At 43.8% G+C, this 26,633-nt stretch carries 23 protein-coding genes; all 23 read right to left on the bottom strand.

The genetic code is table 11. The annotated features are described in order from the left end of the window. Positions 1-39: 39 nt before the first annotated feature. Positions 40-996, bottom strand: a complete 957-nt coding sequence (locus tag Ga0466249_RS00260; protein ID WP_215827429.1) for a hypothetical protein — start codon at positions 994-996, stop codon at positions 40-42. 68 nt (positions 997-1,064) lie between these two features. Next, the gene (locus tag Ga0466249_RS00255; protein WP_215827428.1) at positions 1,065-1,538 is read right to left on the bottom strand and encodes an OmpH/Skp family outer membrane protein; all 474 of its coding nucleotides are present in this window, start codon (positions 1,536-1,538) and stop codon (positions 1,065-1,067) included. A 102-nt stretch (positions 1,539-1,640) separates the two neighbouring features. After that, on the bottom strand, positions 1,641-2,771 hold the full coding sequence (locus tag Ga0466249_RS00250) for a hypothetical protein (RefSeq protein ID WP_215827427.1): 1,131 nt from the start codon (positions 2,769-2,771) through the stop codon (positions 1,641-1,643). 210 nt (positions 2,772-2,981) lie between these two features. Further along, a complete protein-coding gene (locus tag Ga0466249_RS00245; protein WP_215827426.1) occupies positions 2,982-4,760 on the bottom strand; it encodes a BamA/OMP85 family outer membrane protein in 1,779 nt (592 codons plus the stop codon). Positions 4,761-4,779: 19 nt separating this feature from the next. Then, positions 4,780-5,349, bottom strand: a complete 570-nt coding sequence (locus Ga0466249_RS00240; RefSeq protein ID WP_215827425.1) for a hypothetical protein — start codon at positions 5,347-5,349, stop codon at positions 4,780-4,782. Between the two features lie 170 nt (positions 5,350-5,519). Then, entirely contained in the window at positions 5,520-6,161 is a 642-nt protein-coding gene (locus Ga0466249_RS00235) for a sigma-70 family RNA polymerase sigma factor (protein ID WP_215827424.1), read from the bottom strand. Between the two features lie 28 nt (positions 6,162-6,189). Beyond that, positions 6,190-10,608, bottom strand: coding sequence for a translocation/assembly module TamB domain-containing protein (locus Ga0466249_RS00230; protein WP_215827423.1), 4,419 nt, complete (start codon positions 10,606-10,608; stop codon positions 6,190-6,192). Positions 10,609-10,730: 122 nt separating this feature from the next. Then, entirely contained in the window at positions 10,731-12,038 is a 1,308-nt protein-coding gene (locus Ga0466249_RS00225; protein WP_246588314.1) for a TolC family protein, read from the bottom strand. A gap of 96 nt (positions 12,039-12,134) precedes the next feature. Continuing rightward, positions 12,135-13,415, bottom strand: a complete 1,281-nt coding sequence (locus Ga0466249_RS00220) for an MlaD family protein (RefSeq protein ID WP_215827422.1) — start codon at positions 13,413-13,415, stop codon at positions 12,135-12,137. Beyond that, positions 13,412-14,170 carry an ABC transporter ATP-binding protein gene (locus tag Ga0466249_RS00215; protein WP_215827421.1) on the bottom strand — a complete coding sequence of 253 codons (759 nt, stop codon included), beginning with the start codon at positions 14,168-14,170 and terminating at the stop codon, positions 13,412-13,414. Before Ga0466249_RS00215 ends, Ga0466249_RS00220 begins: the two co-directional genes overlap by 4 nt. Positions 14,171-14,205: 35 nt before the next feature. Beyond that, the gene (locus Ga0466249_RS00210) at positions 14,206-14,973 is read right to left on the bottom strand and encodes an MlaE family ABC transporter permease (RefSeq protein WP_215827420.1); all 768 of its coding nucleotides are present in this window, start codon (positions 14,971-14,973) and stop codon (positions 14,206-14,208) included. 113 nt (positions 14,974-15,086) lie between these two features. Then, entirely contained in the window at positions 15,087-16,871 is a 1,785-nt protein-coding gene (locus Ga0466249_RS00205) for a SpoIVB peptidase S55 domain-containing protein (RefSeq protein ID WP_215827419.1), read from the bottom strand. A 5-nt stretch (positions 16,872-16,876) separates the two neighbouring features. Continuing rightward, positions 16,877-17,188 (bottom strand): biotin/lipoyl-containing protein, encoded by a 312-nt coding sequence (locus tag Ga0466249_RS00200; protein WP_215827418.1) that lies wholly within the window; start codon positions 17,186-17,188, stop codon positions 16,877-16,879. Between the two features lie 86 nt (positions 17,189-17,274). Then, positions 17,275-18,696: a phosphodiester glycosidase family protein gene (locus tag Ga0466249_RS00195; protein WP_215827417.1), complete on the bottom strand. Its 1,422-nt coding sequence runs from the start codon at positions 18,694-18,696 to the stop codon at positions 17,275-17,277. 98 nt (positions 18,697-18,794) lie between these two features. Next, the gene (locus Ga0466249_RS00190) at positions 18,795-19,184 is read right to left on the bottom strand and encodes a rod-binding protein (protein WP_215827416.1); all 390 of its coding nucleotides are present in this window, start codon (positions 19,182-19,184) and stop codon (positions 18,795-18,797) included. A gap of 23 nt (positions 19,185-19,207) precedes the next feature. Next, on the bottom strand, positions 19,208-20,311 hold the full coding sequence (locus Ga0466249_RS00185; protein WP_215827415.1) for a flagellar basal body P-ring protein FlgI: 1,104 nt from the start codon (positions 20,309-20,311) through the stop codon (positions 19,208-19,210). A gap of 29 nt (positions 20,312-20,340) precedes the next feature. Continuing rightward, positions 20,341-20,928, bottom strand: coding sequence for a flagellar basal body L-ring protein FlgH (locus tag Ga0466249_RS00180; protein ID WP_215827414.1), 588 nt, complete (start codon positions 20,926-20,928; stop codon positions 20,341-20,343). Positions 20,929-20,978: 50 nt separating this feature from the next. Further along, positions 20,979-21,941, bottom strand: a complete 963-nt coding sequence (gene flgA, locus Ga0466249_RS00175) for a flagellar basal body P-ring formation chaperone FlgA (protein ID WP_215827413.1) — start codon at positions 21,939-21,941, stop codon at positions 20,979-20,981. Further along, complete coding sequence (gene flgG / locus Ga0466249_RS00170) at positions 21,941-22,729, bottom strand: flagellar basal-body rod protein FlgG (RefSeq protein ID WP_215827412.1); 789 nt, start codon at positions 22,727-22,729, stop codon at positions 21,941-21,943. The genes flgA and flgG overlap by 1 nt, the downstream gene beginning before the upstream one ends. A gap of 54 nt (positions 22,730-22,783) precedes the next feature. Continuing rightward, a complete protein-coding gene (gene flgF, locus Ga0466249_RS00165; protein ID WP_215827411.1) occupies positions 22,784-23,533 on the bottom strand; it encodes a flagellar basal-body rod protein FlgF in 750 nt (249 codons plus the stop codon). A gap of 69 nt (positions 23,534-23,602) precedes the next feature. Further along, a complete protein-coding gene (locus tag Ga0466249_RS00160) occupies positions 23,603-24,634 on the bottom strand; it encodes a rod shape-determining protein (RefSeq protein WP_215827410.1) in 1,032 nt (343 codons plus the stop codon). A 159-nt stretch (positions 24,635-24,793) separates the two neighbouring features. Beyond that, positions 24,794-24,961: a sporulation transcriptional regulator SpoIIID gene (locus tag Ga0466249_RS00155; protein ID WP_376769287.1), complete on the bottom strand. Its 168-nt coding sequence runs from the start codon at positions 24,959-24,961 to the stop codon at positions 24,794-24,796. A gap of 177 nt (positions 24,962-25,138) precedes the next feature. Beyond that, the gene (locus Ga0466249_RS00150; RefSeq protein WP_215827408.1) at positions 25,139-26,314 is read right to left on the bottom strand and encodes an ATP-binding protein; all 1,176 of its coding nucleotides are present in this window, start codon (positions 26,312-26,314) and stop codon (positions 25,139-25,141) included. Positions 26,315-26,633 lie beyond the last annotated feature (319 nt).

The raw sequence follows: 26,633 nt of genomic DNA, 5'->3' as shown, positions 1-26,633 counted from the left end.
CCAATCCAATGTGACTTAACTCTATTATACGCCATTTATTTATTTACTAAACTGACTAATCACTTCGGCGGTAATATCGTCTGCAGTAATATTCGCAGTCACATTTGTCACAACGAGTTCATATCCCTTGGCTAGTGCTATTTTTCCACAGTCATTTTCTATATCTTGAATCATAAAATCCTCGAGTGCGGCGATTTTGGCTTTCAAACGATTAATGGCTTGAAGTTCATCAGATGACAAACCTGATGACTCCGCAGGAGGTTCTTGAACAGACCTGTCAGCAGCCGTTGGCGCAACTGGCGGAGCAACAGGGACGAGCTCGGCTGTTACTTGCTGCCCATAACGATCCATCTCAGCTGTCGACTGTTGTTGCAGTTCTGCTAACTTAGCCGTCAAAGCGGTCGAAAGCTGCTGCTGCCGAGCTGCCAGCTGATCACTTTTTTCCTGACGAAGTTTCTCTAGTTTATCTTGCAAGGCCTGTCCCTCTTCTTTTGATAACTGCAAAGTTTTTAACTTAAGCTGAAGGTCAAAGATAGAAGGCTGATATTCTTTATCTAACGCGGCACTATAAGCATCGTATTCATCAGAAGACTGCTTACGCAAAGCGGCGTATTTTTCATTAAAACCAGCATTGAGTTCGGCATGTTTCGCGGCCATTTTTGCTTGATATTGCTGTTGCTGCTGATCCGACCCAGTCGTCATATCAAGAGGTGCCTGATCAGGCACCTCTTGATCTACCGCAGTTTGAGCAGCCTGCTCCGCTAAAACCTGCTGATTGGATAACAAGGTGTTTAACTCTTTCTGCAAAGCCGCTCGCTCCCGATACTTCGGATGAGACTGTAGGGCTTTATCCATATCAATGACGGCGAGCTTGAGCCCGGACTGGACCGGCTCGGTCACAGTCTTGGACGCACAACTGCTTAGAAGTAAAAGGGCCCCAAGACACAGCAGGCAGGTGAAAAGAGGAAAGGAAACAGGAAACAATTTGGCCTTCATCAAATCACCACTTTCTAAAAGGAAGACCGAGCACAGCTTACACCGGCTCGGCTAATTTTCCTGTGCTGTTATTTGCCGGAAATTTTCTTAATGACATCATCCGTAAGATCCTGACCGCCAAATACAACGGTGCTTTTATCAAGAACAATGGTGATCCCTTTCGTATCTGCTACGGCTTTAATAGCATTATCAATTTGAGTACGAACAGGCGCAATCAGTTCCTGCTGTTTCAATTGCAGCCGCTGCTGCGTCTGGCTATAATAATCTTGCTTTTCTTTGTCATTCATTGTGGCTGATTTCTCATCAAAATCTTTTTTTGCTTGTGCCACTTCGTCTTGCATCTGCTGATCAATTTTGGCTAAATCAGGATGCTGTTGAAAAACTAAGTTGCTATTGACTACGCCAATGTTGGAGGATGGATTGCCTGATGCCAATGCCATTTTCCCACCACTTTGCGTAAGAGCGATACCTGCTACACCGATTAAGAATAGTATGGCAACTCCCAAGGAAACCAATCGTACCATTTTTTTGTTTTTTAACATATAAACCCCTTCTTTCTGTCCTAAGCAAGATTAAACTTACCTTGTTTTTCTAGTTCATTATAGCAAGGACCTGCCAGACATTCAATCATTATCTTCCGTTCCTTAAAGACTGCCAACAAGCCTGAGATAGCTTTCATGGCTATTGAAAACATATTCAGCGCTAAGATACTCATGAATTTTATAGCGCAGCCCAACTTCATTAAAAGAACCGGCGGGAACTCGTTCGATACGCAGGCTATAATTGGGACCCAGTTCCTGCTCGATAAATAATTGACTTCGCTCATCTGTCATATTGTACTTAAACCCGGCCTGTGTTTGCTTCGTAAACTGATGGCCCCAGCCAGGCATAAATACCCATCGTACGGAACCGGGTATAAAAGTGCCTTCCATAAAGACTTCATCTTTTGGTGTTATCCATTTACCTGCATGGATCTTCACGGATGTATTATCGATTTTACGTCCCATATCCAAATAGCCTTCAACAAAGAATTTATATTTCGTCGTATTGGCGTTCAAAGTAATACTTGTCGTGCTGGCTGGCAGGATTTCCGGCTTAAAAACCAACCCATACCGCTCTGTCACAGGCAAGGCAGTGACTGCATGTAAAATTTTTTGTTCGAAGTAATCTTTATGGCGCTGTACAAAGGAAATAGGTAATCCCCGTAAGTTTTGACCCAGTTCATCTGCTGATTGCTCGGCTTCGCTCAGTAAAAAGTTCGGCAGGGTTTTTGACCCGACAGAGACATTGACAGCTTGAATAACTTCACCGACTGGACTTAATGTCATCTTGATGACTGTTACAGGACCTGACTGAATTTCAAAAGCGGCCTTAAATTCCGGCAGTCTATCAGCAATAAGTTCCCGCAAATTGTCTTTTAAAATACTCCCTGCCCAATCGACGGCATCAATAGGTAAGCCAACAAGAGTATCATCGGTTTTACCTGATAAAGCAGTAAGCTGACTCGCTGCAAGATTTTGCATTTCTGGTGAAAGACCGATAAAATTTGTTTCAATCTTCACCTGATGAACCACATCGCCCCATGGTTCAATCGTCACTTGGATGCCTGTTTCCGTGTCTGGAATAATCGTGACGTTTTGCACAGAGTATCCCACAAGGACCCGTTCGAAAACCTCGCGAATTACTTTTTCGTAGGAATCTTTATTTAAGTTGACTTCATCCAGTGATTTACCAAGCAAAATATGCTGCCCAACCATAGCGATACTGTCAGCCATCCGCTTGGACACCTTGTCTGGAGGTGGCGCTGTCGTGGACGTGACCTGGACAGAAAGACTTTCTACAACACTGCTTTGTGCCTGGACTACGGAGAATCCCATCAAAAGCAGCAAGCAGCAACTAAGTAGTACCCATCGCTTCACTCCAAAGATAACCGTCACCCCCTAGAAGAAAAGTCAGGTCATAGACCTGACTTTCAACTTTGTAACTTAGAATTGTCCACCAAAACTAAAGTGCGTTTTGTTGCCTTCTTCACCTTTTGCCAAATCAATCCGGATCGGACCGAGTGGGGTAGATACACGAATACCAACACCCACGCTCGTTTTCAAGTCATTAAGCTTGTACCCTTCGCCATTCCAAGCATTACCGGCATCAGCAAATACAACGCCTTGGACTTTTTTCACAATCGGGAACCGATATTCTGCTGAAGATGTCAGCATCTTTGTTCCTTTAAACTGATCATCATCATAGCCGCGCAGTGTATCCGAACCGCCGACAGAAAATTGGTTAGTCTCGGAAATATCACCTGTGGCATAGCCACCTGCAACACGCAAGGCAATGACATGATCGTCATTAATCTTGAAATAGTGACGTGCCTCAGCAGTATATTTATTAAAATTAAAATCACCGCCTAAACCTTTGCCGGCAAATTCACCGCTCAACTGAAAACGGCTGCCTTCCGTCGGATTAAACACGTTGTCGCGATCATCAAAAACGCGCGTTAACGTAACACTGCGTGTCAATCCGAAGTTGTCCTTCAAATAACTATCGTAATTGCCGTAAGTTGCATCTGTTGCGGTCGGATTCGAGTAATCAATCGGACCGGAAACCTGGCTAACCCACGAATCTTTACGATTTTTAAAGGTAATATAGTTTTGCAAATATTCGCCTTGCGGACGACCCAATGTCACCTCAAAGCCCTTACGATTTTTATCATACGTTGACCGCGTCGCGCGGTCATCGTAGGAACCATTCGTGCTCAGACCATAATCGGTGTATTGATTGGTCATGTTGTAAATACTGAATCCAATCGATGTTTGCTTATCATCCAACCAGGGATGGGTGTAATCAAATTCATAGTTCTTGCTGCTGGCATTACCGCCAAATTCCCAGTGAATCTTAGCCTTATCGCCTGTACCACCTAAATTATTATCACCTAACTCGATAATACCAACAAGACCATCACTTTGACTATAGCCGCCACCAATGGAGAAAGTACCTGTTTTTTGCTCCACTACATCAGCTTCTAAGGAAACTGCATTAGGATCTTTGCCTGGATTGAGTTTCATATTAACATCTTCAAAATAACCCAGGTTGTACACTTTTTGCATGCTGCGACGAGCAAGTTTGGCATTAAAAGGTTCACCAGGTTTAATGGTCATTTCACGCGTAATGACATAATCCTTCGTTTTTTCATTGCCTTTAATGACAATGTTCTCAAGCATGCCCTCATTCACTGTCACAGTAAGCACACCCGCCGGGCTGACGCTGAGATCACTGACTTTGGCTAATATATAGCCCTGATCATGATAATACTGTTCAATAGCCCGCATATTATCATTTAATGATTTGGTGTTAATAATCGTATTCGTTTTAGCCTGAATCAAGCTCTTGATTTTTTCTGTCGTGACTTTCGTATTTCCTTTCACAACAACATCACTGAGCGGTGGATTTTCCATCACCGTATAGACGACTTTCACACCTTCAGGCACTTCCGTAAAATTAACGACTACATCAAAAAAATAACCTAAATCATAAATAGACTGCATATCCTGCTTGATAGCAGCACTTGCCAACACGTCCCCTGGCTTTACCTTAATTGCTGATAAGATGGTGCTTTCAGCAACGGTAGTATTGCCTGTAACCGTAACAGATGTTACTGTTTTACCAGTAAAATCGGCCGCCAGTGCCGGCGCAATAGCATTGATTACAAAAACGAGGCAGAAAAAAGCTGCAACAACAAGTTGTCCATAGCGCCGTTTATTCATGCATTACCTCCTTATGAAGTTACTGACCACGTAATGATTTTCCTGCCGCCCGAATAAGTTGGTTCATTTCTCCAGGCTTGACGACCTGTTGAGCAGACACTTCCTTGTCACTTGCCGCAGGACTTGAAGAAACAACTACATTTGTTTCTTTGTGAACAACCTCCGCAGTAGATACGGGCGGCACACTAGAAACAGCCCGGGATGCGGATTCTGGAACAGTCATAGGGGATGAAGGGACTGGCTGCGAAGTTGGAGAAACAGGGGCTGGCATGGCTGGAGGCACTTTGCGTTCCTCTGTTTGGGCTAACTTTTCTTGCAACGGCTTACCTTGATGCAAATAAAAATAAGCGCCACCAATACCACCGGAAAAAAGCAGGCCAGCTAAAGCAAAAGCAAGGGCCTGACGAATCAAAGGAACAGATTTCCCCTTGATGGCAGACTCATGGAGATGCTGCAGCTCCGCTTGGGCCAGCATCAAATCCAGCTTGCCGCGTGTATCTTTTTCACTGTCAAAAGCCTGTTCTGCTCGGTGCAGCCATTGTTGGGCCGACCGTAAATGTGAAACTACTTTCCCTTTTAATTCACCCATATGGACCACCTCTATTATAACCACTCTATACAATCCTGGGAAGAGGCCAGATTCTGGTGATTGACAATCGGTCATATTTATCCATTACTGCGTAAAAACAATAATTTGCTCGTTCAATCTCTACCAAACAGCTGTTTTTTGCATTCTCACGCGTTTCTACAAGTTCATCTTTACCAATTCTGCATAAGTTTCGACATCATGCCGCGAATACGCCGCACACCCTGTTTCTGTAGCCGATAAAGATGGGAAGTGCTCACGTTGAGTGTATTAGCCAATGCCTTCGGCTCCTGTTCTTCTAAATACATCCCGCTAACAACAAGCTGTTCTTTTTGGGGCAGACGGCGCAAAGCTGTTTTCAGTTCATCGACAAGAAAATGTTGTTCTGCCTGCTGCGCAACGCTTGGTGAAAGATCTGCTAAACAATCGCCCAATGTGCCTGACGCTGTATCCGCTTCAAGGGGACTTTCCATATAGGCACAATTCTGTTTGCCTTCTTTTTGAATAAAGTTCAACATACGCCCGCGAATACGATGAACGGCATATAAACTAAAAGCAATCCCCCGCTTAGGTTCATAATTTTCTGCTGCTTCAATCAGGCCGACGGTCCCTTCCTGAATCAAATCCATTACAAGGTTCTCGCTGGCTTTAAAACGGGCAACTACTTTAAATACCAGCGGCTGATAATGCTCAATAAGCTGCCCGCGAGAGCGAACATCCCCTTGCTCTTTATAAGATTGCCATAAACTCTGCTCAAGATCAGGTGACAAAAGTTCAATCTTATTTAATTCCTGCAAATATTCATGAAGATTCATTTTCATCATCCAATCTAATTAAATCGATCTAAAATTGATATTTTGCAAGGGCATCCACTTTATAGTGATGAAGTGAATCCTGCGAGGTTCCAATACTAAACTGCTGATTAAATTCATAGCGGAAACCAAATTTTTGGGAGGTATGATCAATGCCCATCGAATAATTGACAAGTAATTTATCTGTAAGGTATTTACTTACTTCAAGATCATACACTTCCTGCGTAATGGATGATTGGCTGGAAGATCCGCTCACTGTATCATAGTTATGGACAACATGAAAATCATCAAACCCAAAGATTGAGCGGAGTGAATTTTCAACGGGACTAAATAATTGCGATTCCAATCCAAAAGTCACCAGACTATCCATTTGATCGCGGCCAAAATTGTTATCCCGTCCATTCACAAACTGTTTATCGAAATAACGATTACGCAAGGTTAAGAGCGACATAATTTGCGGCTGACTGAGCGCTGGGTTTGATGTCAGTTTAAAATCCATTTCCGTAGCAGGACCATTGATAGCCAGTGTGACCGTCGTTTGTTGAATTTGATACTTCGAAGTGAGATGAATGACTGGAATTAGCAGCCCGCTATGAGGAACAAATTCCGCTGTTCCTGTCTCGATGGTAAATGGCGCTGTTAAATAGGTCAACTTACCATGACTAACTGTGAATTTTCCAGTGGGCATGGGCCGCTTGAGACTCCCGCCAATATTGACCTTCCCATCTACATTGAAATCATACAAATAGGGATTATAAAGCCGCAAATTTTTTCCTGCTTCCACATCCACATTCAGTGCCAAGTCAAAAGCAGCCGGTTTGATCTCCGGAATTGCCGGAATATCAATGTCATCTTGCTCAAGCCGGATTTTCCCACTGAGCAAGGGCTGACCACTTGCCGAAGTTAAGGCAAGTTCGCCACTCACAGGACCGTTAAAGTTCGTATGCCTGATACCCAATTGATTGAGTTTCATTTTCAAGTCATAATCAGTGAGTGTCTTTCCTTTCAGCAGGGCTGACCCCGCCAAGGTAAAGTTACCCTGACCCATTTTCCCCTGAAAGGTATTTATAACTATTTTATCACCTTCAAAGTGAATATCAAGAGTTAAATCGGTCATAGCATCTTTTAATGACGCAAATTTAACAGTTCCCTTCTGAACAGCCAAGTTACCAAATAATTTCGGCTGACTAGGTGTACCATTAATTACCAGATTCCCCTGCGTAGCTCCACCCGCCCAAGCAATTTGGCTCGTCATAAAGGGCAGGATACCGAGATCCGCCTGATCCAACATGATCTTGACGTCCATTTCATTATTACCAATCAGCCTGTTACTGATCGAACTGAAATGAGTCGGGAAATTAAAGGACGGACTGAGAGACTCTTGTTCCTTAGTATTTTGTATCGGAATGGTGCCTGTGGCGCTGACCACATAGGCATCCTTGGTCAAGGTAATCTGATTGATATCAATAAGTTTATTTGTAACAATAAAACTGCCATTGAGACTATCAAACTTTTGATTGTCAATACTACCGTTTTGGACGCCTACCGAAACAGCAGCTGTAGGATTTTTAATATCTCCTGTGACTTCAACAGAAACGAGAGCATCGCCATGAACTGGAATATTCATATCCAGCCAAGCTGGAAAAAGGCCGCTGTCAATGCTACTTCCATATACATTTAAATGCACGGGACCATTTAGATCAGCGGTTCCCGTAATAATTAAATGTCCGGCCCCTTGCTTAGCCGCAAATTGGTTAATTGAAATTACATGATTTACCATTTCCAGATCTAAATCGACGGAATCAAGCGGATAATTTTTGATGGTTCCCCCTGTCAAATTGCCTGTTAGAAAAACCGTCGGATTATCAAGACTTCCTGAAGCCCGAATTTGGCCATTAAGCTTTCCCGTGACTTTATCTGAAGCGATATCAAACAAGGGCGCCAATTGGCTAACTGATCCGTTGCTAAAATTCGCTGTACCTGAAAGGGTTCTATTCTGAAGATTCATCCCGCCACTTACCTGGACGAGTCCCTCACCTTGATGAAATTCTAAGGCGGGTATCCGAATATCTTGACCATCAAGCAAAACAAAGCCTGAAACATTGGTAATTTCCTGACCCTTGACAGTCAGTTTTTGAGCTAACAGCTGTCCATCAAAAATAGGATGATCCGGCGTTCCTGTCAGTTGTCCGGAGAAATTCGCCCGGCCCGTAAGAGGATAAGGAAAATCCAGTCCCAAATGGTTCATGCGAATATTTTTAATGTCCACAGCAAAATTCATGACTTGATTGTCATCGATTGTTCCTGACAATTCCAAGTCGCCTGGTAAAGAATGAACCGTCAAGCGATCAATCTTTGTCAACCCTTGTTTACGTACCAGCAACGCTTCGGCATGTCGCACAAGATAGCCGCGATAACTGCCATCAGTAAAATAAGCAGCTACCTTAGCATCTGGATTAGCTAATGGACCGCTCAGCAAAACATCGGCATCTACATTGCCTGTAATGTCTTGATCAGGCGCTAAAAATTTCACCAAATCTTCTGCTCGTGCCGCATGCGTTGTAATGGCTAACTGAACAGCATGATCGCCTGTAAGACCCATGGTGCCACTGACTTGGTGCGTCGTAATAACTGGAGGAATACGGAAATCAGCTTGATTTTTCCAGAAGGGTTGATTATAAGTAAGCGTTGCATGATCAATGGATACTTGCTGAGATGTTGCTGTAAACGCCCCGGTAAGAGTATCAAAAGGCTGATTCAATACCTCGCCATTTTCAGCCGAAAATTGAGCTGCAACAAGTGGTGCTGTTCGAGTTCCTGTCACATGCCCATTGACAGTAACGGCTCCCTTAATAGACGCATCTGTAAAATTCGGTGCCAGGGAATCGGCCTGAATCTGTTGGGCCATGACAGAAAGATCCAAATTATCTCTGCCGACAGTACCTTGAGCTAAAAGCTTTCCCCCTGCTACAACGGCTGATGCCTGATCAATCAGTATATCGCCGGCAGCGGTTTTAACAAAAGCCGTTTGCAAGTTATAAAAAGGCACAGCTTGAAATGTTCCTTCCGTCATAGCTACCTGCGCAGACACGACCGCCTGAGCCGGATCGAAAGGACCGCTTACGTCTGCATCAAAATCACTATAGCCTGAAACAGGAATATTGGCAGCAATGCCCAGTGCAGCACTATCAATATGGCGACCTGAAAGATGCAGGGAACCTGTCGCGCTAGCTAAATCCACCTGCCCATTCCCGGTAAGAGTTCCACCAAGCAGATCGGCTGACAAATGTTGAACAGACAATTCTTGATTGGCTAAATGAATATGCGCACGCCCTTGATTCACTGCATAGCCTTCGGCCTTCAGATTCTGAACACTGACTGTGCCGTCAATGACAGGCTGAGACACGCGCCCTGCGACTTGGAAGGCTACGTTGAGCTGTCCTGCGGCTTCGATAGGCAAAGGAAGGGCGGATAGATCTAAATTCACCCCTGTGATGGATAAGTGAATAACAGGCTCATCCGTATTGAACAGCACCTGCCCGCTAATGGCGAAGGGCTGGTCACCCAATGTGGCCTCCGTATGATAAAAATCCAGGCAATCTTGCGTAAAGGTAACAAAACCATGAATCTGTTGAAGTTCACGTCCATCAAGACTAACGGCAATTTCCTTCAGTTCACTTTCACCGGAAAAAACAAGCGGCTTATCTTTTTCACTCACTACAGACAGTGTAAAATTCGCTAGCTTTCCCTCATGTACTTGAATTTTCTCCAATTGAGACTGACCACTCAACAAAGGTAAAAAGGACTGCAAATCAATCAGGGGCGCCTGAATGCGCAGATGATGGGTTCCGCCATCATTCAGTCGACCTACCACAGTAAAGGCATTGCCGCTTACCTCCCCAGCAAGATCAACGGCAGCGGCCGATGCATTTTCTAAGTTGACCTTACCTGTTAAGTGATCCAACGTCCAGCTTCCTTGGGGCAGCGTTAGATTAACGGACCCTTGATCAATATCAATTAAACTGCGCAGCGAAGGCTGATCTGCTGGCTTCTCCTTCAAAAGCTGATCAACATTCCATTTGCCATCGGCTCCCTCAGTAACAAATAACTGCGGAGTAGCTATTTGAATTTCTTTAATCATATGTATAGCGGGCTCATGTCCCCAAAAAAGCTCCCACAATGAAAAAGAAACTTTCACTTCAGGGCTTATTAAAATGGGTTGGCCCTCTGAATCTTCAATTTCTACCTGCTGAAGAGTCATGCTCGTCGGAGAATTTATAACAATATTGCCAATTTTTACAGGCTGCCCCAGTGACTTAGAAAGTTGCTGCGCAATGTCTGTCGTAATATTCTGCAGCACTGGCTGACTCTGGTTATGCCAAATGAGTGCACCACTGACAAGCACGGCAAGGATGAGGCTGAAAAATAGCCATGCCTTTCTCTTCTGCATAATAAACCTCCTGATGAATCGGATTAAAAGATAATTCGACAAGTCCCCCCTCCCATCCTCCTCTGTGTCATACATGAAAAAAGCTCTCGCCAAAAAAAGCGAGAGCTCCATTTTAAAACCGACTAGATACCAATTCCCATGGCCTTGTCCAGTTGTGCTTTACTTGTATTATAATCGTATAAAGCTTGAACATTATTGGTTTTTGCCAAAGTCAAAGCCGACTCAGCATCCATAACATCCAAATTTGTACCAACACCTGACGCATAGCGAACTTGCGCGATATGATAGTTTTCTAATGCCTGATCTACCGTAACCTGTGTTGTTGCAATCCGTTTTTCAGCATTTCTCAGACTCAAATAATCCTGACGAACTTCGAGTTCAATGCCGTCTTTCGTTTGCTTCGCTTGATGCACTGACTTGTCTACAGAAGAGGTAGCCGCTCTGACTTTAGCTTTCGTAAGACCGGCATCAAAAATGTCCCAGCTGGCAGTCACGCCAACAGACCAATTGTTATTATCTGTACCAAGCAGATGTGTATCATTCCAGTCTTCACTTGCGCCTAAACTGACAGCAGGCTTCTGGTTACTCTCAGCAACACTGATCCCTTCTTTGGCACTCGCAATACTAATGTCAGCCTGCAGACTCTCGGGGCGATGCTTAAGAGCATAATCCACACATTCCGTCACAGGCGTAGAGAATTTCTTATATTGTAATTCCTCTTTGACTTTCAGCTCTGTTCCCATAGGAAGACCAATAATGTTATTCAAACTGGCTACAGCCAAATCGTATTTGTTTTGTGCCTCAAGCAAAGTTTGCCTGGCATTCGCCAAATTGACTTCAGAAAGAAGTACGTCAGACTTGGCGACAGTTCCGACATCGAACTGAGCCTGTACATTATTCAAATGGCCTTCTAAATCATTTACTTCTTCCTGGTTCACCTTCACAAGGCTCTTGGTTTGCAAAATAGAATAATAGCCATTGGTCGCATTTAACCGAAGTTGCTGCTTTGTTGACACAATACTTAAATCGGCGCTATTTAAGGCCAGTTTAGCCTGATTAACTTGTCCTTCAACAGAACCCCCTGTATAAAGCGGTAGAGTCAGACTGACTTTATTATCAAATTTATTACTCACTATGTATTGATTTTTTGTTGATTGTGACGCTGCCGTACTGGCACGCCCGCCTGAAAAAGTATAATTTAATTTTGGCTGATAGCCTGTTTGAGCTTCGTTAAGCGTTTCGATTGCCGCCTCACGATCCGTCTCAGCCATTTTCACTGACGGATTATTCTTAAGTGCTAAGGCTACACTGTCATCCAAGGAAATTTCTACAGGTGCCGCCCAAACGGTTGAAGCACTCCACATCAGCGTACTGCTAAACAGCATTAAGGCGATACTTTTTTTTACAAAAGATTGTTTTTTCACTTTCATTGCTATTTTTAATCCTCCCCGAATGTAATCAACGACTTGCTGACTCTTTAGTCAATACAGATTTATTATAGGGCTCTTCATAAAAGGTGTCAATGATTAAAACAGGCGGCGAATGCCAAAATAAGTATTTTTGTCCGCCTGCCGATTGACACTGTCTGTTTGCCCCACAAGAGCCATATTATCCGATAGTTTGTACTCTGTCCGAAGTCTCACTTTGACTTCATTGGGATCATAGACATCCACGGAAAAACGTAAATCATCGCTGAGGTGTGTGTCTAACCCCACACCGGCCTTACCGCTTATAACTCCAAATCGCTGGGCAAGACCATCATTTTCGCTTCCTATCTGAAAGTCCAGCTTACTCGTTTCCCCCACATTGTCCACCCCAAGAACAGCAAAATCCTGGGGCGATGTGTAAACCTTAAAATCAGCATTACTGCGATATTTTTCTGTATGCGGATTATAGAAAAAATCTAAGCCACCAGTCGTATGAATATCGCCGACTTTACCTAAAAGTCTGTTTGCCTTTTCACTGGCCTCCCTGGCATTTTGCAAAGTATCCTTGATATTCTGAGCTGTTTTAGGATCTGTTGCCACACCTTCGAAAGACTTTGCCATATTTTCAATGCGCTCACTCGTCAGCTTAATATTATGGACGGCAGCCGTCAAGTCGGCTGCTGTCTGTCCATTGTTATCTACGCGGGCCACCATACTATCCATCCGTCCGGCAACACTATTCAAACTTTCGGCCATGGCTTTCAAATTTGCTACCATGAGATGAACATCTTGCTCATTATTGACTGCCATGCGCGCTAAACTGGCTGATAAAACATTGAAGTTATCTGTAATAACCTTCATATTAAGTGCTGAATCCTTGAGAGCTGCTTTGACTTTTTCATCGCCAATAATATCATTAAGCGACTGTACTAAGGCATGAACATCAGCGAGCACCCTGTCAGCCGAGCTAATCAAGTTGGCAATCCCCTGCGGATCTTCACCAAATACAATAGCGCCCGCTGCGATGGTACTCCCATTTCCCACAGCAGGTGGCACAATACTAATAAATTTTTCTCCAAGCAGACCATCTGTGCCAATGGTAAAATGCGATCCGTCAGGAATCTCGGTGCCTTTATGAATACGAACGAGCACTTTAATGCCCTCAGGTGCAATGGTTACCGTTTCTACCTGGCCGACTTCTACTCCGGCAAAGCGTACCAGATTCCCCTGGGTCAAACCGTTTACGTCATGAAACATGGCATAAACGGGATAGCCCTTGTCGCCCAAACTGAAACGACTGAGACCAAACAACATGCCTGCCAGTAACACAATAGCCGATAGAGTAACGGCTCCTACTTTAGCTTCTGAATTTAAACTCACAGGGACTCCCTCCCTTTCGCCAGTTTAGCCTTTCTCACACCATGGATAAACCGCCAAACAAGTGGATCGGCACTTGTTTTAAATTCTGCCGGCAAGCCCAGCGCAATGATTTGACCATCATGAATCATGGCCATACGATCCGCAATGGTAAAGGCACTCTCCATATTGTGTGTAACCACAATACTCGTAACGCACAAACGACGCCGCGTATTGACAATGAGACGATCAATCGTAGCCGACATAACGGGGTCGAGTCCTGCTGAAGGTTCGTCATAAAGCACGATCTGAGGATCACTCGCGACAGCTCTGGCCAAGCTCACCCGTTTTTTCATGCCGCCTGACAATTCGTTCGGCCAGTCATTTTCATGACCGAACAAACCGACTAGCCGCAGTTTACGACGCACGATTTGTTGAATCTCATCCTCATTTTTCGTCGAATGTTCACGCAAACCAAAAGCTACATTTTCGCCTACTGTCAAGAAATCGAACAAAGCCGAATATTGAAAAACCATCCCCATTTGCAGGCGAACCTGGTTCATTTCGTCTTCTGTCAAAGAAGTAATCTCGCGATCATCAAAATAAATCTTCCCACTTGTTGGCTTTAAAAGTCCAATGAGCAAGCGAAGCAAGGTGCTTTTACCTGAACCGCTCGCTCCGATAATCACCATAATTTCACCTGTATCAATGGTTAGGCTAATATTTTTTAAAATGTCCCGTCCACGCATAGTGACACTGACATTTTCTAACCGAATCATAGCTTCCCCTCGCTGTTCTTACGGACTAAAAACCGTTAATAGAGTAAGAGTGATAAGAAATAGTTACTAACAAAAATCAAAATAATGGCCGTCACCACAGAACCTGTCGTAGCCTTACCAACACCTTCGGCGCCATTCTCCGTTGTCAAACCCTTATGACAACCAACAAGAGCAATAATCACGCCAAAAAACATGGCCTTAATTAACCCACCCATAACATCATTTGGAATACAAAAAACCCGGATGGAATGTACAAAAGCAAAATGCGTAATACCGGCATACTGCGTTGCCATGAGATATCCGCCAATTGTGCCAATAACATTGCCGAAAATAACGAGGACAGGCATCATCATGACACAGGCTAACAGCCGGGGCACAACAAGATAAGCAATTGGACTTACAGCCATCACTCGCAGGGCATCAATTTGTTCTGTCACCTTCATGGAACCGATCTCTGCCGCAATGGCAGCACCGACACGCCCAGCTACAACGACACCAGTCAGAACGGGAGCCAATTCACGCCCCATGGCAATAGCAATAACACCTCCAACAGATGATTGAGCACCATACTTAATAAATTCGTGAGCAATTTGTACGGTCATGACCATGCCGGTAAATAACATCGTCAATAGTACAATAGGCAGCGAATCCGCACCAAGATGAGCCATCTGACGCAACAAGGGCTTGGCTTTTACTGTATGTACAACAGCAAAAGAACTGCGAACCATAATGGCCGTTCGCCCACTCACTTCAAGCACATTTAGGACTACTTTCCCTATTTTCTCAAGTAATTTTATCACCATAACGGCCATCCTCACTACATTAAATGCAAGTAATGAACTTTGTATTTATTCCCTATGCCAAACAAGTTTTCCTGCAATTTTTGACTGAACAAAAAAAACACCCCAACGGGGTGTTATTTACTGACATTCAAAACAACTTGCGCATCACCATCAATGACATAATCTGTTGCCAGAGAGGTTTTGTCTTTTTTATCATTCCCTATTAGTTTCTGATCCATGACAGCTGTCTGAGCCAAATTTGCTTGCTGATGATTATTTTTGGCTGTTGTTGATGAAGGAGCTGTCGTATCACCGGATTCAGCGCCAGTATCAAGAACTTCAACAACAAGATCATTATTCCGGTCACGATGAACAAAATCATCAATTTGATCGGAAAAACTGCGTAATTTTTTGTCAGGCTTGAGCATGTCCATATCAATGCCTTGACGTTTTAATAACATCTGTGTAAGCGGGACCATGCCGCCGCCACGGACTTCCAACATGAGCGATCCCGTCGACTGATTTTTTGGCACGACATACGAGATGGTTCGAACAATGCTTGCACCGCGATAAGGCTTGAGGGTGACATCAATATTGACACTGTCACCTGGCTTTACAACCGCATTGCTGGCAACCTTAGCTGACATCAGCGTTGCGGTTTTCCGGGCACTTTCTACCGTTACATTTACTTTAACATCAAATAAATCAACCGGATTAAACCGATTGTTTGTCAACATGTCAAGCGCTTCGTGAAGCTCGGCAACGGAAATCTCACTTAGTTTAGCCGGAGTGTAAAATAGATTCTCTCTTTTCACGCCTTCATCAGGAAGGCCGCGACCTGTAATTTCAAAGCTGACCTTGGCTGTTCCGCCACCATCACGATCCATAGCCTTTTGAATGGTGTTATAAACACCCGTAGCCCCTAAAATAGGCGCAAGGGCTTCGTCACGCACCACTTGATAATCAGACTCTACTGTACGCTGCAAATCTTGATCAGTCACAGACACCCGAAAGGGAATAATATAGGGGTATTGATGAAGCTGACCAGCTATTCCAGTACCACGATCCTGATTAATTGTCCCCACCAGATCACCTGTCGTACCGACTTTAAAAGGACTGTCCAGGCTGCTTACTGTCGTGTAAATATAGGCATTTGTCGCTAAAAAATCAACAAAACCTTTTTGTAAAAAAGGATGACCAAAAGCAACAAATTTATCCCCGTCAACATAGGTCACTGTCCCTAATGCACCAATATTGACGTCCCCACGCACAAGCTCTACGCCAATGGAACTTCCTGGTTCGATAGCTCCATATTGGGTCCCTGCGGGAACATCCCCCACTTCAAATGGAACAAGATGAAAAGGTTCAAGCTGAGTCTGTAAGTATTGGAGGGTTTGACTGTTATAACCAGACACCATGAGAGGAGTCGTAAGCGGCTTTGCGTTTTCCAGCTTCTCATCCTTGATGTCAGGCTCAGTTGGTGGAATCAGCTCCACACTGGGCTTTGTAATATCGAGATTTTTTAGCATGTCAGCAATAGGCGTAACCATACCCACCCTATGATCCGCTAGCGACCAACCATAAGCAATAGCACCAATCAGTTTACCACCGATATAAACAGGACTGCCACTCATGCCTTGCGCAATACCACCTGTGCGATTAATGACATCCCCAGATGTACGAACAAGGATCAAATCACCGCCTGCTGCTCCCTTGCCTTTCATGATGCCAAGAATTTCTACATCAAAATCCTCTATTTTCGTACCTTGAACAACTGTTTTTCCTATGCCGTGCATGCCTGCCTGCAATTCGTTAATAGGCAAAATGGCAGGTGCTGCCCATCCTGCCGTCAGCGGAAAAAGCCATGCGGCCAGCAGTCCTATGAACAGCACCCGTAACGTGGTAAACAAACGGATCATCCTTTCTATTTGCGCTGCACCTGCTCGATGCGAACGAGTACATCTCCTGTATGAATCATATCGCCAGGATGAACGAGCACTTCTCTTACGATTCCGTTGACATTGGCCCGTGTAGCGGGTACCGGTCCGACTGGCGTTTCAATCATCACAAGGGGAACTCCCACCTTCACCTCTGTGCCTGCTACAACCAACCTTTCTGACAAAACCTTGCCTGTGAGCACGCCTTTTTGATCTACCAATGAAGCTGCGGCTGCGTACGTCATGGCCAAAGCTAACACTAGCAAAGTGATAAGGGCAATTTTTCTGGTCCTCATCATAAACACCTCACTTTTATGCTGCTTCTTAATTCTTTTATTCTCACTTTCCATTATACCTGTTTAGCCGCTTTTAGCAACATAAATCATTATTTGGCAGTAAGAACGATCGCGTCTCCAACAAGCCGTTCCTGACCATCAGACGGATTGTTCATGACACTGCCTTTCACAACCATTTCGCTGGAACCGCCACCATCAAAATTCATGGCTTCATCAGCTCCAAGTTCCTGCATGAAATCGGCCAATTCAACAAGTGTTAATCCCTTACTTGCCGCCTGCCGCCCATCAATAACAACCATCAGCAGATGTCCGGATTTGGTAACACCTAGTGCTGTCCGTGGTGCCCGCCCCACAGCAATATCATCGGGAAATTCTTCGGCTTTCGTTGTTAAAAAGGGTTTACCATCTTTGACAAGCAGGGGACCCGCTCCGATAGCAAAGGGAACTTTGTCAAAGTCTGGTCCTAAAGATTGCTCAATGACAACACTATCGCCAACTTTCAGCCCTGCCATTACGGTAGCTGCCGCGCCATGAGCGGATAAGACAATACTTCCGGGCTTGAGCGGCGTATCCTGCGGCGAAATAGCACTGACTTTTCCGTTTGTTATGACGTACTCCTTGCCAAATTCATTGGTCTGAGTAGACTTTCCATAATAAGAGTTATATAACGTAACAGCATCTTCACTTCGTTCGCAATTGATGCCATTAATGGCGAGCACCCGTCCATCAGGCAAACGAATGTTTCCCTGATAATCAACTTGACCAAAAATAAGTTTGTTATCTGTCGTTATACCTAAAGCTGTTCGCGTAATATAGGGAATGCTTGCAATCACATTATTCATTTTAAGCAAACCTATAATTTCACCATTCGGGGCAAAATACGATCCATTTACAGCAGCAAGGGCCTGATTATGAACTGCCATATCCTGAACAGACTCTAATCCGGCAATCATGCCATTCGAGAGAGCCGGCTGCACCTTAATCTTGCTTAAATCTGCATCTAAAATATAAGCCACAACAGGGCCAAAAGATTTGTTACGTACAAGGGAAGTATAGGTAAGACCAGGTGCAACCGTTGCAGCTGTCTTACCTAACAATGCAGTTTTCGTTACACGATTGTTTTTTACTAAATCAATGACAAGCCTGTTAGGGTTTTGAAGAACAAAAACTTTGGGCACAACAGTACTTTTCAGCGTAATTACCAGTTGCTGATGCGCTGAATCCACAGCAATTAATTTGGCTGAATCTACAGCGTCGTCCTTAAAAGACAAGGCCGCAAGAGCGGACCCAACCGTTGTCCCTGGCAAATCAATGCGAATCTGACCGTCTTGAGTTGTGTCGACTGTATAAGATGGAACAGCCGATACATCAAGCACGATACGTACTTTGTCAGTTGCCTGACTATAACGCATCTTCTGCAGTGAAGCAGGCGCTGCAAAGGCAAAAACGGTCTGCGACAAAATAAGTAAAAATAATCCAAGTGCAACGAGACGCGTCACGATTTTTTTCATTTTTTTTGGCCTCCCACCAAATATAAAAAATCTACTTTTTTCCACCTATTAGGGAAGTAACCAGACACAGCTGTGTCTGGTTACTTCTTTAGGTCTTCTCACTTCTTGGTAAGGGATTGCTGCGGTGAAAGCTGACGATATAAAAGACTAGCAATCCCCACCCCACCCGCCTGAGCCATGTTTTTAGACAACTCCGTATCTAACATGGATTTCATAATATCATCTTCGTTACTTTCACCAAGTAACGAATCCTTAGGAACGGTGGCACGCATGGATGTAAGCATCATATTCAAAAAAACAGATTCCATATCTTGACAGACACTTTTCAGTTTTTTATCACTTGCTGCAGTCGACTTACCTCCAAGCGCCCGGTCAAGTTTCTGAGCAAAATCACTGCCCGTACCATTTGACACAGCCGTCGCAAGCGACGCAGATGCAGGTGATGGAACATTTGTTAGTATGCTACTCACTTGTGTATTAATATTCATAAATCCTCCTTGCTTACTCGCACTTAAATGATTTGCAAGTCGGCATGCAATGCCCCGGCGGCCTTCATGGCCTGCAAAATGGAAATAATATCCTGAGGTGTAGCACCCACTGCATTTAAGGCACCCACAACATCGCCGACACTGGATGCTTCAGGCAGAACAATCAGATGGCCATCTTTTTCATTGGCATTTACGGTAGTATTGCTGACTGGCGCTGTCGTTCCGTTTGAAAACGGTGCAGGCTGTGATACATCATTGTTTCGCTCAATTTTCACTGTCAAACCGCCTTGTGCCACAGCGACTTCATCAATGGTGACATTTGTTCCCATGACGATGGTACCTGTTCGTTCATTAATGACAATCTTAGCAACACTGTCCGGATAAACAGGCAAGTCTTCAATGGCTGAAACAAAAGCTACGACATTTGATTCATATTCAGCAGGAATATTAATCACAACTGTCCCTGGGTCCTTCGCTGAAGCAATATAGCCAAACTTGCCTTCAATACTTTCGGCAATGCGCGTGGCTGTTGTAAAATCAGGTTGGGAAAGTGATAAGCGCAATTCACCGTTCGTCGTAAATGTCATGGGAACTTCCCGCTCCACAATAGCCCCACCTGGCACGCGAGCGACATTGGGGAAGTTTTTCTGAACACTGCTGCCGCCACTACCAACAGAGTAGCCCCCAACAGCCAAGGTCCCCTGGCCTACAGCATAAACTGCACCATTGGCAGCCTTGAGCGGTGTTTGAAGCAATACACCGCCTTGCAAGCTTTTGGCATCCCCAATTGATGAAACATTCATATCAATAGTATCGCCCGGCTTGGCAAAGGGAGGTAGATCCGCAGTCACCATGACAGCCGCAATATTCTTTGTCTGCATTTGCGCCGTTGTAATATTCACGCCAAATGATTTCAGCATACTGGCAATAGACTGCAAAGTCTCTATAATCTTCGTTCCGTCACCTGTACCATTGAGTCCACTGACAAGACCATAGCCGATTAATTGATTGCTACGTACGCCCTGTACTTTGGCTACATCTTTGATACGCGTTGACGGAGCTGCATAAACAGGTAACATACTGCAACAAACCACAATGAGCACCAAGACTGCTAGAAATTTTCGCATAAAATCCCCCATTTTTCCTGCTTTAAAACTCAAAACAAAAAATTAAAAATTTGAGTCAAAATGCCTTCGCGTTGTTTATTGGCGATCGGACCATTACCATCAATTTTCAGCTTCGCATCGGCTACATTCGACGACATGACCGTATTGTCAGACGAAATATCTTCAGGACGAACCGTCCCGGTAATCGTAATCTTTTGTTCTTCGCCGTTCTGATTAATACTTTGCGTACCGGAAACAATGAAATTGCCATTTGGCTTTACTTCGGTAACTTGAACCGTAATCTTTCCTGTTACAGTATTAGTATTTGTCAACGAGCCCTTGGCTGAAAAAGCATCACTGCCACTGGCACTGGCACTGGCAATAAAATGGAAAATTCCTGTACCGGCATTCATAGAAGAACTGCCTGATTTTGAATTGCTGGCATTCCCGTTTCGCGCCGCTGACGTACTCTCACTAATTAAAATCGTTAGACTGTCGCCCACAGCATGAGCCCGCCTGTCACTAAAAAAGCTTGGTGAATCTGTCCATAAAGAATCAGCTGACGCAACCTGCGGGCCTAATAGCAGGCAGACCGCCATCAAGACTACAAGAACGTTTCGATATTTTCGGAAACCCATCCGTTACGCCTCACTTTGTGTCCTGCTGAAAATACAGGTTATTCATAAAATTAATATGTCGCCGTGACATCAACTGTATGCGAATCAATGACTTTACCAGATAACATTTTTTTGGATTGTAAGTTTTGCACCCGAATAAACTGATTAACACTGCCACTTTGCAAAGCCCGACCTGTTGTCATGACCTCAATATCCCCGTTACGTGCCACAAGGGATACCAGATCACCCTGCTTAATCACTTTTGGCATGGCAAGCACGGAATCATTAATCACCGCACCTGCCGCCATAGCATGTGTAAGAACATGACCGACAGCCTTCGCCTTGTCTGTATAATAGGAACTCATGGGCCCCACATTTCTTCGTTCAAGCACGAGATCGGCGGGATTCACTATCTCCCCCTGTTGAAAAGCCCGCGCAGTAACCACAACTGATTGATAAATAGTAACATTTAATTTCACAACAGTTTGCGTAACATGCTGCTGATTCACAGAAATGGGAATCAGGGCGGTTGTGAGTCCAACAAACCGAATACCGCTGGGAAAAGTAATTTTATAATCTACTGCACCAACAGGTAAAGTAACATCTTGCACAGATTGCGCTTTGATCTCACTATCGACGCCAACCAGCTGTTGCCTGGCTGCAGCAACAGCCTGATCACCCAAAAGACTTCCTGAAAGAATTTGAGAAGCTGTCGTTACAGTAATGGCAGACGGAATCTGCCATGTAATATCAGACAAATCAATAGCACTGCTTGCCAAACGCATGGTAATAATTTCCGGTGTCAGAGTCAAAGAATGACCAGGGGGCGGCGAACTCCCCAATCGCCACTGACTGAGCTGACGAATTTTATCTTCATCGTCGCCTGTAAGTGTTGCTAGATCACCCAAGGTCAAATTGGCTGATTCCAAGGTGACCTGTTCAGGTATCGAGATTGTAACGGAGGCACAAGCCACTGCCACAGCAAATAACAATTCCAAGAACAAAGCAACACCGATTTTATAAAACCTGTTCATTATCGTTTCAGTGCAGCAGCCTGACTCAGCATATCATCACAGGTGGTAATAACTTTGGTATTCATTTCATAGGCCCGCTGTGCCGTAATCATATTGACCATTTCATTCACGACTTGGACATTGGAGCCTTCAAGAGACTTGGATCGAATCGTTCCGGCACCATCTGCACCGGGATTACCTGTAACAGGTGCGCCTGATGCGGATGTCTCAACTAACAGATTACGCCCGATAGCATCTAACCCGGCCGGATTGATAAAACGTGCGATCTGAAGTTGCCCCAAATCCTGTGGATCTGTCTGACCGGGAATTTTTGCTGATACCCGTCCGTCCGCAGATACATCGACTTCAGTAGCTGTGGATGGAACGGCAATAGCCGGTTGCACAAAATAACCGTCAGATGTAACTAGACGCCCCTGACCATCCGTAGTAAAATTGCCGTCACGCGTATAAGACGTTGTACCATCAGGCATGGTAATTTGAAAAAAGCCGTCGCCTTCAATCATCATGTCATACTGACTTTCTGTTGCAACAGGTGTACCTTCCGTATAAATCCGCTGCGTAGATGCCTGACGAACACCGCTACCGAACTGAATACCTGTCGGTACTTGTGTATCAGGACCTGTCGCTGCCCCAGCCTGACGCATAGTTTGATACATTAAATCCTGAAAATTAGTACGTACTGTTTTAAAACCGTTTGTATTGACGTTGGCCAAATTATTGGCAACCACGTCAATATTGTTTTGTTGAGCAGACATGCCTGAACTCGCTGTCCATAAAGCTCTCATCATAATAAATCGTCCCCTTTTTCTGCTAATGACTCGTTACTTCAATCCAGTGTTGTCTTAAGATTTTCCTACTTCATTGACGGCCTTATCAAGCAGGGCATCATGAGCTTGTACGGATTTACTGTTGATTTCATAGGCTCTGTATCCTGTAATTAAGTTAACCATCTCAGCGACTGCATTGACATTGGATCGCTCCAATGCGCCTTGCTCCACACTACCTGTCGCCCGAGCGGGTTGCTCAGCCCCTGTCGCTGCGAGCAAACTGGAACCTTGCTTACGCAGTGCCGTGCGGTCATTGGCAAATTGAACAATTTGCAATTGATTTGTTTGTACATTGTCCACTTTTACGCTGCCATCACTGCCAACGGTTATCTGATTCCCATTCAGATGAATAGGACCTCGCGTCCCCATCACGCGATAACCTTCACTTGTCACCAATTCTCCCTGAGCACTGCGTGTAAAAGAACCATTCCGTGTATACTGAAGACCATTCGGCGTCTGTACAGTGAAATAGCCCTTGCCACTAATGGCCAAATCCAGAGAATTTCCGGTGGGATTAATCTGACCTTCATCATAAATCGTCGCTGTTTCATTCACAAGGGAACCATAACCCATTTCACCAATGGTACTGGGGCTACTCGGACCATCATCGATACGTTTCATTAACATTGTATCAAAATCCTCTGTTACGGCCACATCTCGTTTATAACTGGTTGTATTCACATTGGCAAGATTGTTTGCAATGGTATCGGTACGCAAGGACTCTGCGACCATACCTGATGCTGCCGTATAAATTCCACGAATCAACTACCTCACTCCTCTCTTTACTAGAAGTCCATTAATGCTAAGACTCCCCCGTTAAAGCGCTCCCAAACATTATGAACGAGCACCTGCTTTGTTAAGCGTTGTCAAACTATCCTGAATGTTTTCTAATGCGTCAAGCGCCTTGCCTGTGCCAAGAGCCACACAAGACAAAGGATCTTCTGCCAAATAAGTAGGAATGCCAGTCTCCTGATTGATCAATTTATCAAGACCGAAGAGTAGTGACCCGCCACCTGTCATGACAATCCCGCGATCCATAATATCTGCTGCCAGTTCAGGCGGAGTACCCTCAAGAACGGATTTGACACAATGAACAATTAAAGCTACTGATTCCGCTAAAGCCTCACGTGTTTCACTGGAACTGATACTCATGGTTTTCGGTAAACCAGATACAAGGTCACGTCCACGAATTTCCATGGTTTCATCGCGCCCCGTAGGGTAAGCTGTACCAATATTGACTTTAATTTGTTCCGCCGTCCGTTCGCCAATCATGATATTATATTCTTTCTTGACGTAGCGAACAAGGGCTTCATCAAATTTATCGCCTCCAACTCTAAGTGACTCACTAATGACAATGCCTCCCAAACTCAGCACAGCCACATCGGTTGTGCCACCGCCAATATCAACGACCATGGAACCACAAGGCTCGGCAATATCCAATCCCGCTCCCATAGCTGCTGCAAGAGGTTCTTCAATAAGAAATGTCTTTCTGGCACCAGCCTGTATCGAAGCTTCCAAAACGGCCCGTTTTTCTACTGTCGTAACACCAGAAGGAATACAGATCATAATACGGGGCTTAAAAAAGCTACTTTTCCCAGCTACTTTTTGAATGAAATGCCTCAGCATGCTTTCTGTTGTATCATAATCCGCAATCACGCCTTCACGAAGCGGTCTGATGGCAATAATATTGCCTGGTGTACGCCCTAACATTCGACGGGCTTCCTCCCCAATGGCAAGGACACGATTTGTATCCCGATCAATAGCTACTACAGAAGGTTCCCTCAGCACAATACCTTTTCCTTTTATGTAAACCAAAACATTGGCAGTCCCTAAATCGACTCCAATATCCATTGACATTCCAAACATACTTTAACCCCTCTCGTCTTGTCCAGTGCTTGTCCTATTTTATAAAAAGAAAAACAGTCAAAATAAGACATTTTGCAAAAAACCACTGACTGTTAATTCATAAGTGATGTTTTATTTCTACAAATCTGGTCAAAACCCTCTATTTTTCAGTCCCTTTTCCTAGGACTTTTCTACAGTTTCTTTGTTTTCGCGATACTTTTTTCGCGTGGCTTCACCGCCACGAATGTGTCGTTCGGCTTTGTTCAATTCTAAAACGCCCCGAACTTTCGCTGCCAAGCGTTTATTAATAAGTGGCAATCTTTCAATCATATCTTTATGGAACGATATACCAAAAGTGAACGGTAATAAAAAGGGTTAACTGTCTATTTTCAAAGACCGTTAACCCCTCTAATTGTTTCTATTGTAGTACAAGACAGGTGATTTTTAAATAGGTAATGAGAACTATTTTTCAACATAAATGATACATTTCTCCGCAAGAAATGCAACAATACTATCAAAATTCTATTATTTACTATTATGGATTCGTTTTAGATACTGATTAAATTGAGGTACTGTAAAGTCCACTTCTCCATAGCTCGTCGCATAAATAAACCCCTTATAAATCAATTGTGCTCTCAATGGTGAAATTCTTTGTACAGTAGTATTCATCTTACTAGCTATTTGGGCAATGGTACAGGGCAATTCCCCACACTCAACCATTACCAGCATAAATTCTTTTTCTTTTGATGTCGCTCGATCATAACGAACTTTGAAAAAGCTATCATCTAAGCTTTTCTCAAAAACTGGATATGCTTCCTGTACTGATGTAATATCAATATTTTTATTTTTTATAAAAGCCCAAACTTGTTTGCCATATTCCTGTAGAAAATAGGGATATCCCGCTGTAATTCTTAAAATTTCATCAATCGCCTCATCTGTGAAGGTTACGCCGATTTTTTTTGCTGGCTCCACCAGTGCCAACTTAGCAGCCTTAGGTTCTAAAGAATCTATAGAAATAAAACTAAATAATCTTTCGGCATAGGACTTAATATCGCCAGCAATCTTTGCAATTTTAGGCAATCCTGCTGCAAACAATGTAACAGGCAATCCTTTTTGATTCACTCTATGTACAGCAGTAATCAATGCTTCAAATTCATCGTCTTTTAAATATTGTATTTCATCAATAAATAAGCACACCGAACTTTCGCTGTTTTTCGCAAGTGTTCCCATAGATACAAGCAATTCGGTAAGATCATTTGCAAAATTTCCGGTATCAGATACACCTACAGCAGGGGCCACATCCTCATTTAAACCAAAACTTACCTCCCCTTCTGGGGAATAAGTAATTTTAAAAGCCTTTAATACGGACATTGCTTTTTGAACATAATTTTTAGCTTTTTCCTTAACACTCATTTGCTTAATTAATTTTTGTATATTTAACGAAATAGAAATTTTAAAAGAAGACCGTTCTGATACTTCAATATGCTCATATAATACATCGTTTTCTTCTGCAATCTCTTCAATTTTATTTAAAAGTACCGTTTTTCCAACACCACGTAACCCATAGTAAACAATAGAACGAGTAGGATATCCATGAGCAACATAAGAAATAACTTCTTTTGCTTCCTCAATCGTATCATCACGACCGGCTAAATAATTTGGAACTAATCCTGCTCCAGGTGTATAGGGATTTATTATCATAAAATCACCCTCTCAAAACGATTATTACCGAAATTATACCCTTATATTCATCAAATATCAACATTCCCGTCAAAAAATACTTATATCTTGATTTTATCTCAAGCCAAATTTCATCCACGAACTGCGGGACATAGTGCTCTATGGTTAATCCTTAGATATTCTTCTCATGCAATATGTGCAAATATGACCTTGACTCTCTCTTTTTAAAAGTAATACCCTATTTTAGGAAACCGAATAGAAAATTTTCCAAAATACTAAACTTCTGGAAAAATATTACGATATATTTAATAGGACCGGAATTCAGAAAACATAAAGGAGT

It is taken from the genome of Pelorhabdus rhamnosifermentans, from assembly GCF_018835585.1.
Taxonomy (GTDB): domain Bacteria; phylum Bacillota; class Negativicutes; order UMGS1260; family UMGS1260; genus Pelorhabdus; species Pelorhabdus rhamnosifermentans.
Note: the sequence above shows the minus strand (reverse complement) of the source record. Positions and strands in the feature narration are given on the sequence as shown.

What these genes read in the sequence shown, in the direction of transcription:
- Ga0466249_RS00235 (WP_215827424.1), bottom strand. Translation starts at nt 6,161, where the DNA reads ATGAATCTTCATGAATATTTGCAGGAATTAAATAAGATTGAACTTTTG.
- Ga0466249_RS00190 (WP_215827416.1), bottom strand. Translation starts at nt 19,184, where the DNA reads ATGAATATTAATACACAAGTGAGTAGCATACTAACAAATGTTCCATCA.
- Ga0466249_RS00225 (WP_246588314.1), bottom strand. Translation starts at nt 12,038, where the DNA reads ATGAAAGTGAAAAAACAATCTTTTGTAAAAAAAAGTATCGCCTTAATG.
- Ga0466249_RS00185 (WP_215827415.1), bottom strand. Translation starts at nt 20,311, where the DNA reads ATGCGAAAATTTCTAGCAGTCTTGGTGCTCATTGTGGTTTGTTGCAGT.
- Ga0466249_RS00210 (WP_215827420.1), bottom strand. Translation starts at nt 14,973, where the DNA reads ATGGTGATAAAATTACTTGAGAAAATAGGGAAAGTAGTCCTAAATGTG.
- Ga0466249_RS00215 (WP_215827421.1), bottom strand. Translation starts at nt 14,170, where the DNA reads ATGATTCGGTTAGAAAATGTCAGTGTCACTATGCGTGGACGGGACATT.
- Ga0466249_RS00195 (WP_215827417.1), bottom strand. Translation starts at nt 18,696, where the DNA reads ATGAAAAAAATCGTGACGCGTCTCGTTGCACTTGGATTATTTTTACTT.
- Ga0466249_RS00200 (WP_215827418.1), bottom strand. Translation starts at nt 17,188, where the DNA reads ATGATGAGGACCAGAAAAATTGCCCTTATCACTTTGCTAGTGTTAGCT.
- Ga0466249_RS00230 (WP_215827423.1), bottom strand. Translation starts at nt 10,608, where the DNA reads ATGCAGAAGAGAAAGGCATGGCTATTTTTCAGCCTCATCCTTGCCGTG.
- flgG (WP_215827412.1), bottom strand. Translation starts at nt 22,729, where the DNA reads ATGATGAGAGCTTTATGGACAGCGAGTTCAGGCATGTCTGCTCAACAA.
- Ga0466249_RS00160 (WP_215827410.1), bottom strand. Translation starts at nt 24,634, where the DNA reads ATGTTTGGAATGTCAATGGATATTGGAGTCGATTTAGGGACTGCCAAT.
- Ga0466249_RS00245 (WP_215827426.1), bottom strand. Translation starts at nt 4,760, where the DNA reads ATGAATAAACGGCGCTATGGACAACTTGTTGTTGCAGCTTTTTTCTGC.
- Ga0466249_RS00205 (WP_215827419.1), bottom strand. Translation starts at nt 16,871, where the DNA reads ATGATCCGTTTGTTTACCACGTTACGGGTGCTGTTCATAGGACTGCTG.
- Ga0466249_RS00250 (WP_215827427.1), bottom strand. Translation starts at nt 2,771, where the DNA reads ATGGCTGACAGTATCGCTATGGTTGGGCAGCATATTTTGCTTGGTAAA.
- Ga0466249_RS00240 (WP_215827425.1), bottom strand. Translation starts at nt 5,349, where the DNA reads ATGGGTGAATTAAAAGGGAAAGTAGTTTCACATTTACGGTCGGCCCAA.
- Ga0466249_RS00180 (WP_215827414.1), bottom strand. Translation starts at nt 20,928, where the DNA reads ATGGGTTTCCGAAAATATCGAAACGTTCTTGTAGTCTTGATGGCGGTC.
- Ga0466249_RS00260 (WP_215827429.1), bottom strand. Translation starts at nt 996, where the DNA reads ATGAAGGCCAAATTGTTTCCTGTTTCCTTTCCTCTTTTCACCTGCCTG.
- Ga0466249_RS00255 (WP_215827428.1), bottom strand. Translation starts at nt 1,538, where the DNA reads ATGTTAAAAAACAAAAAAATGGTACGATTGGTTTCCTTGGGAGTTGCC.
- Ga0466249_RS00150 (WP_215827408.1), bottom strand. Translation starts at nt 26,314, where the DNA reads ATGATAATAAATCCCTATACACCTGGAGCAGGATTAGTTCCAAATTAT.
- flgA (WP_215827413.1), bottom strand. Translation starts at nt 21,941, where the DNA reads ATGAACAGGTTTTATAAAATCGGTGTTGCTTTGTTCTTGGAATTGTTA.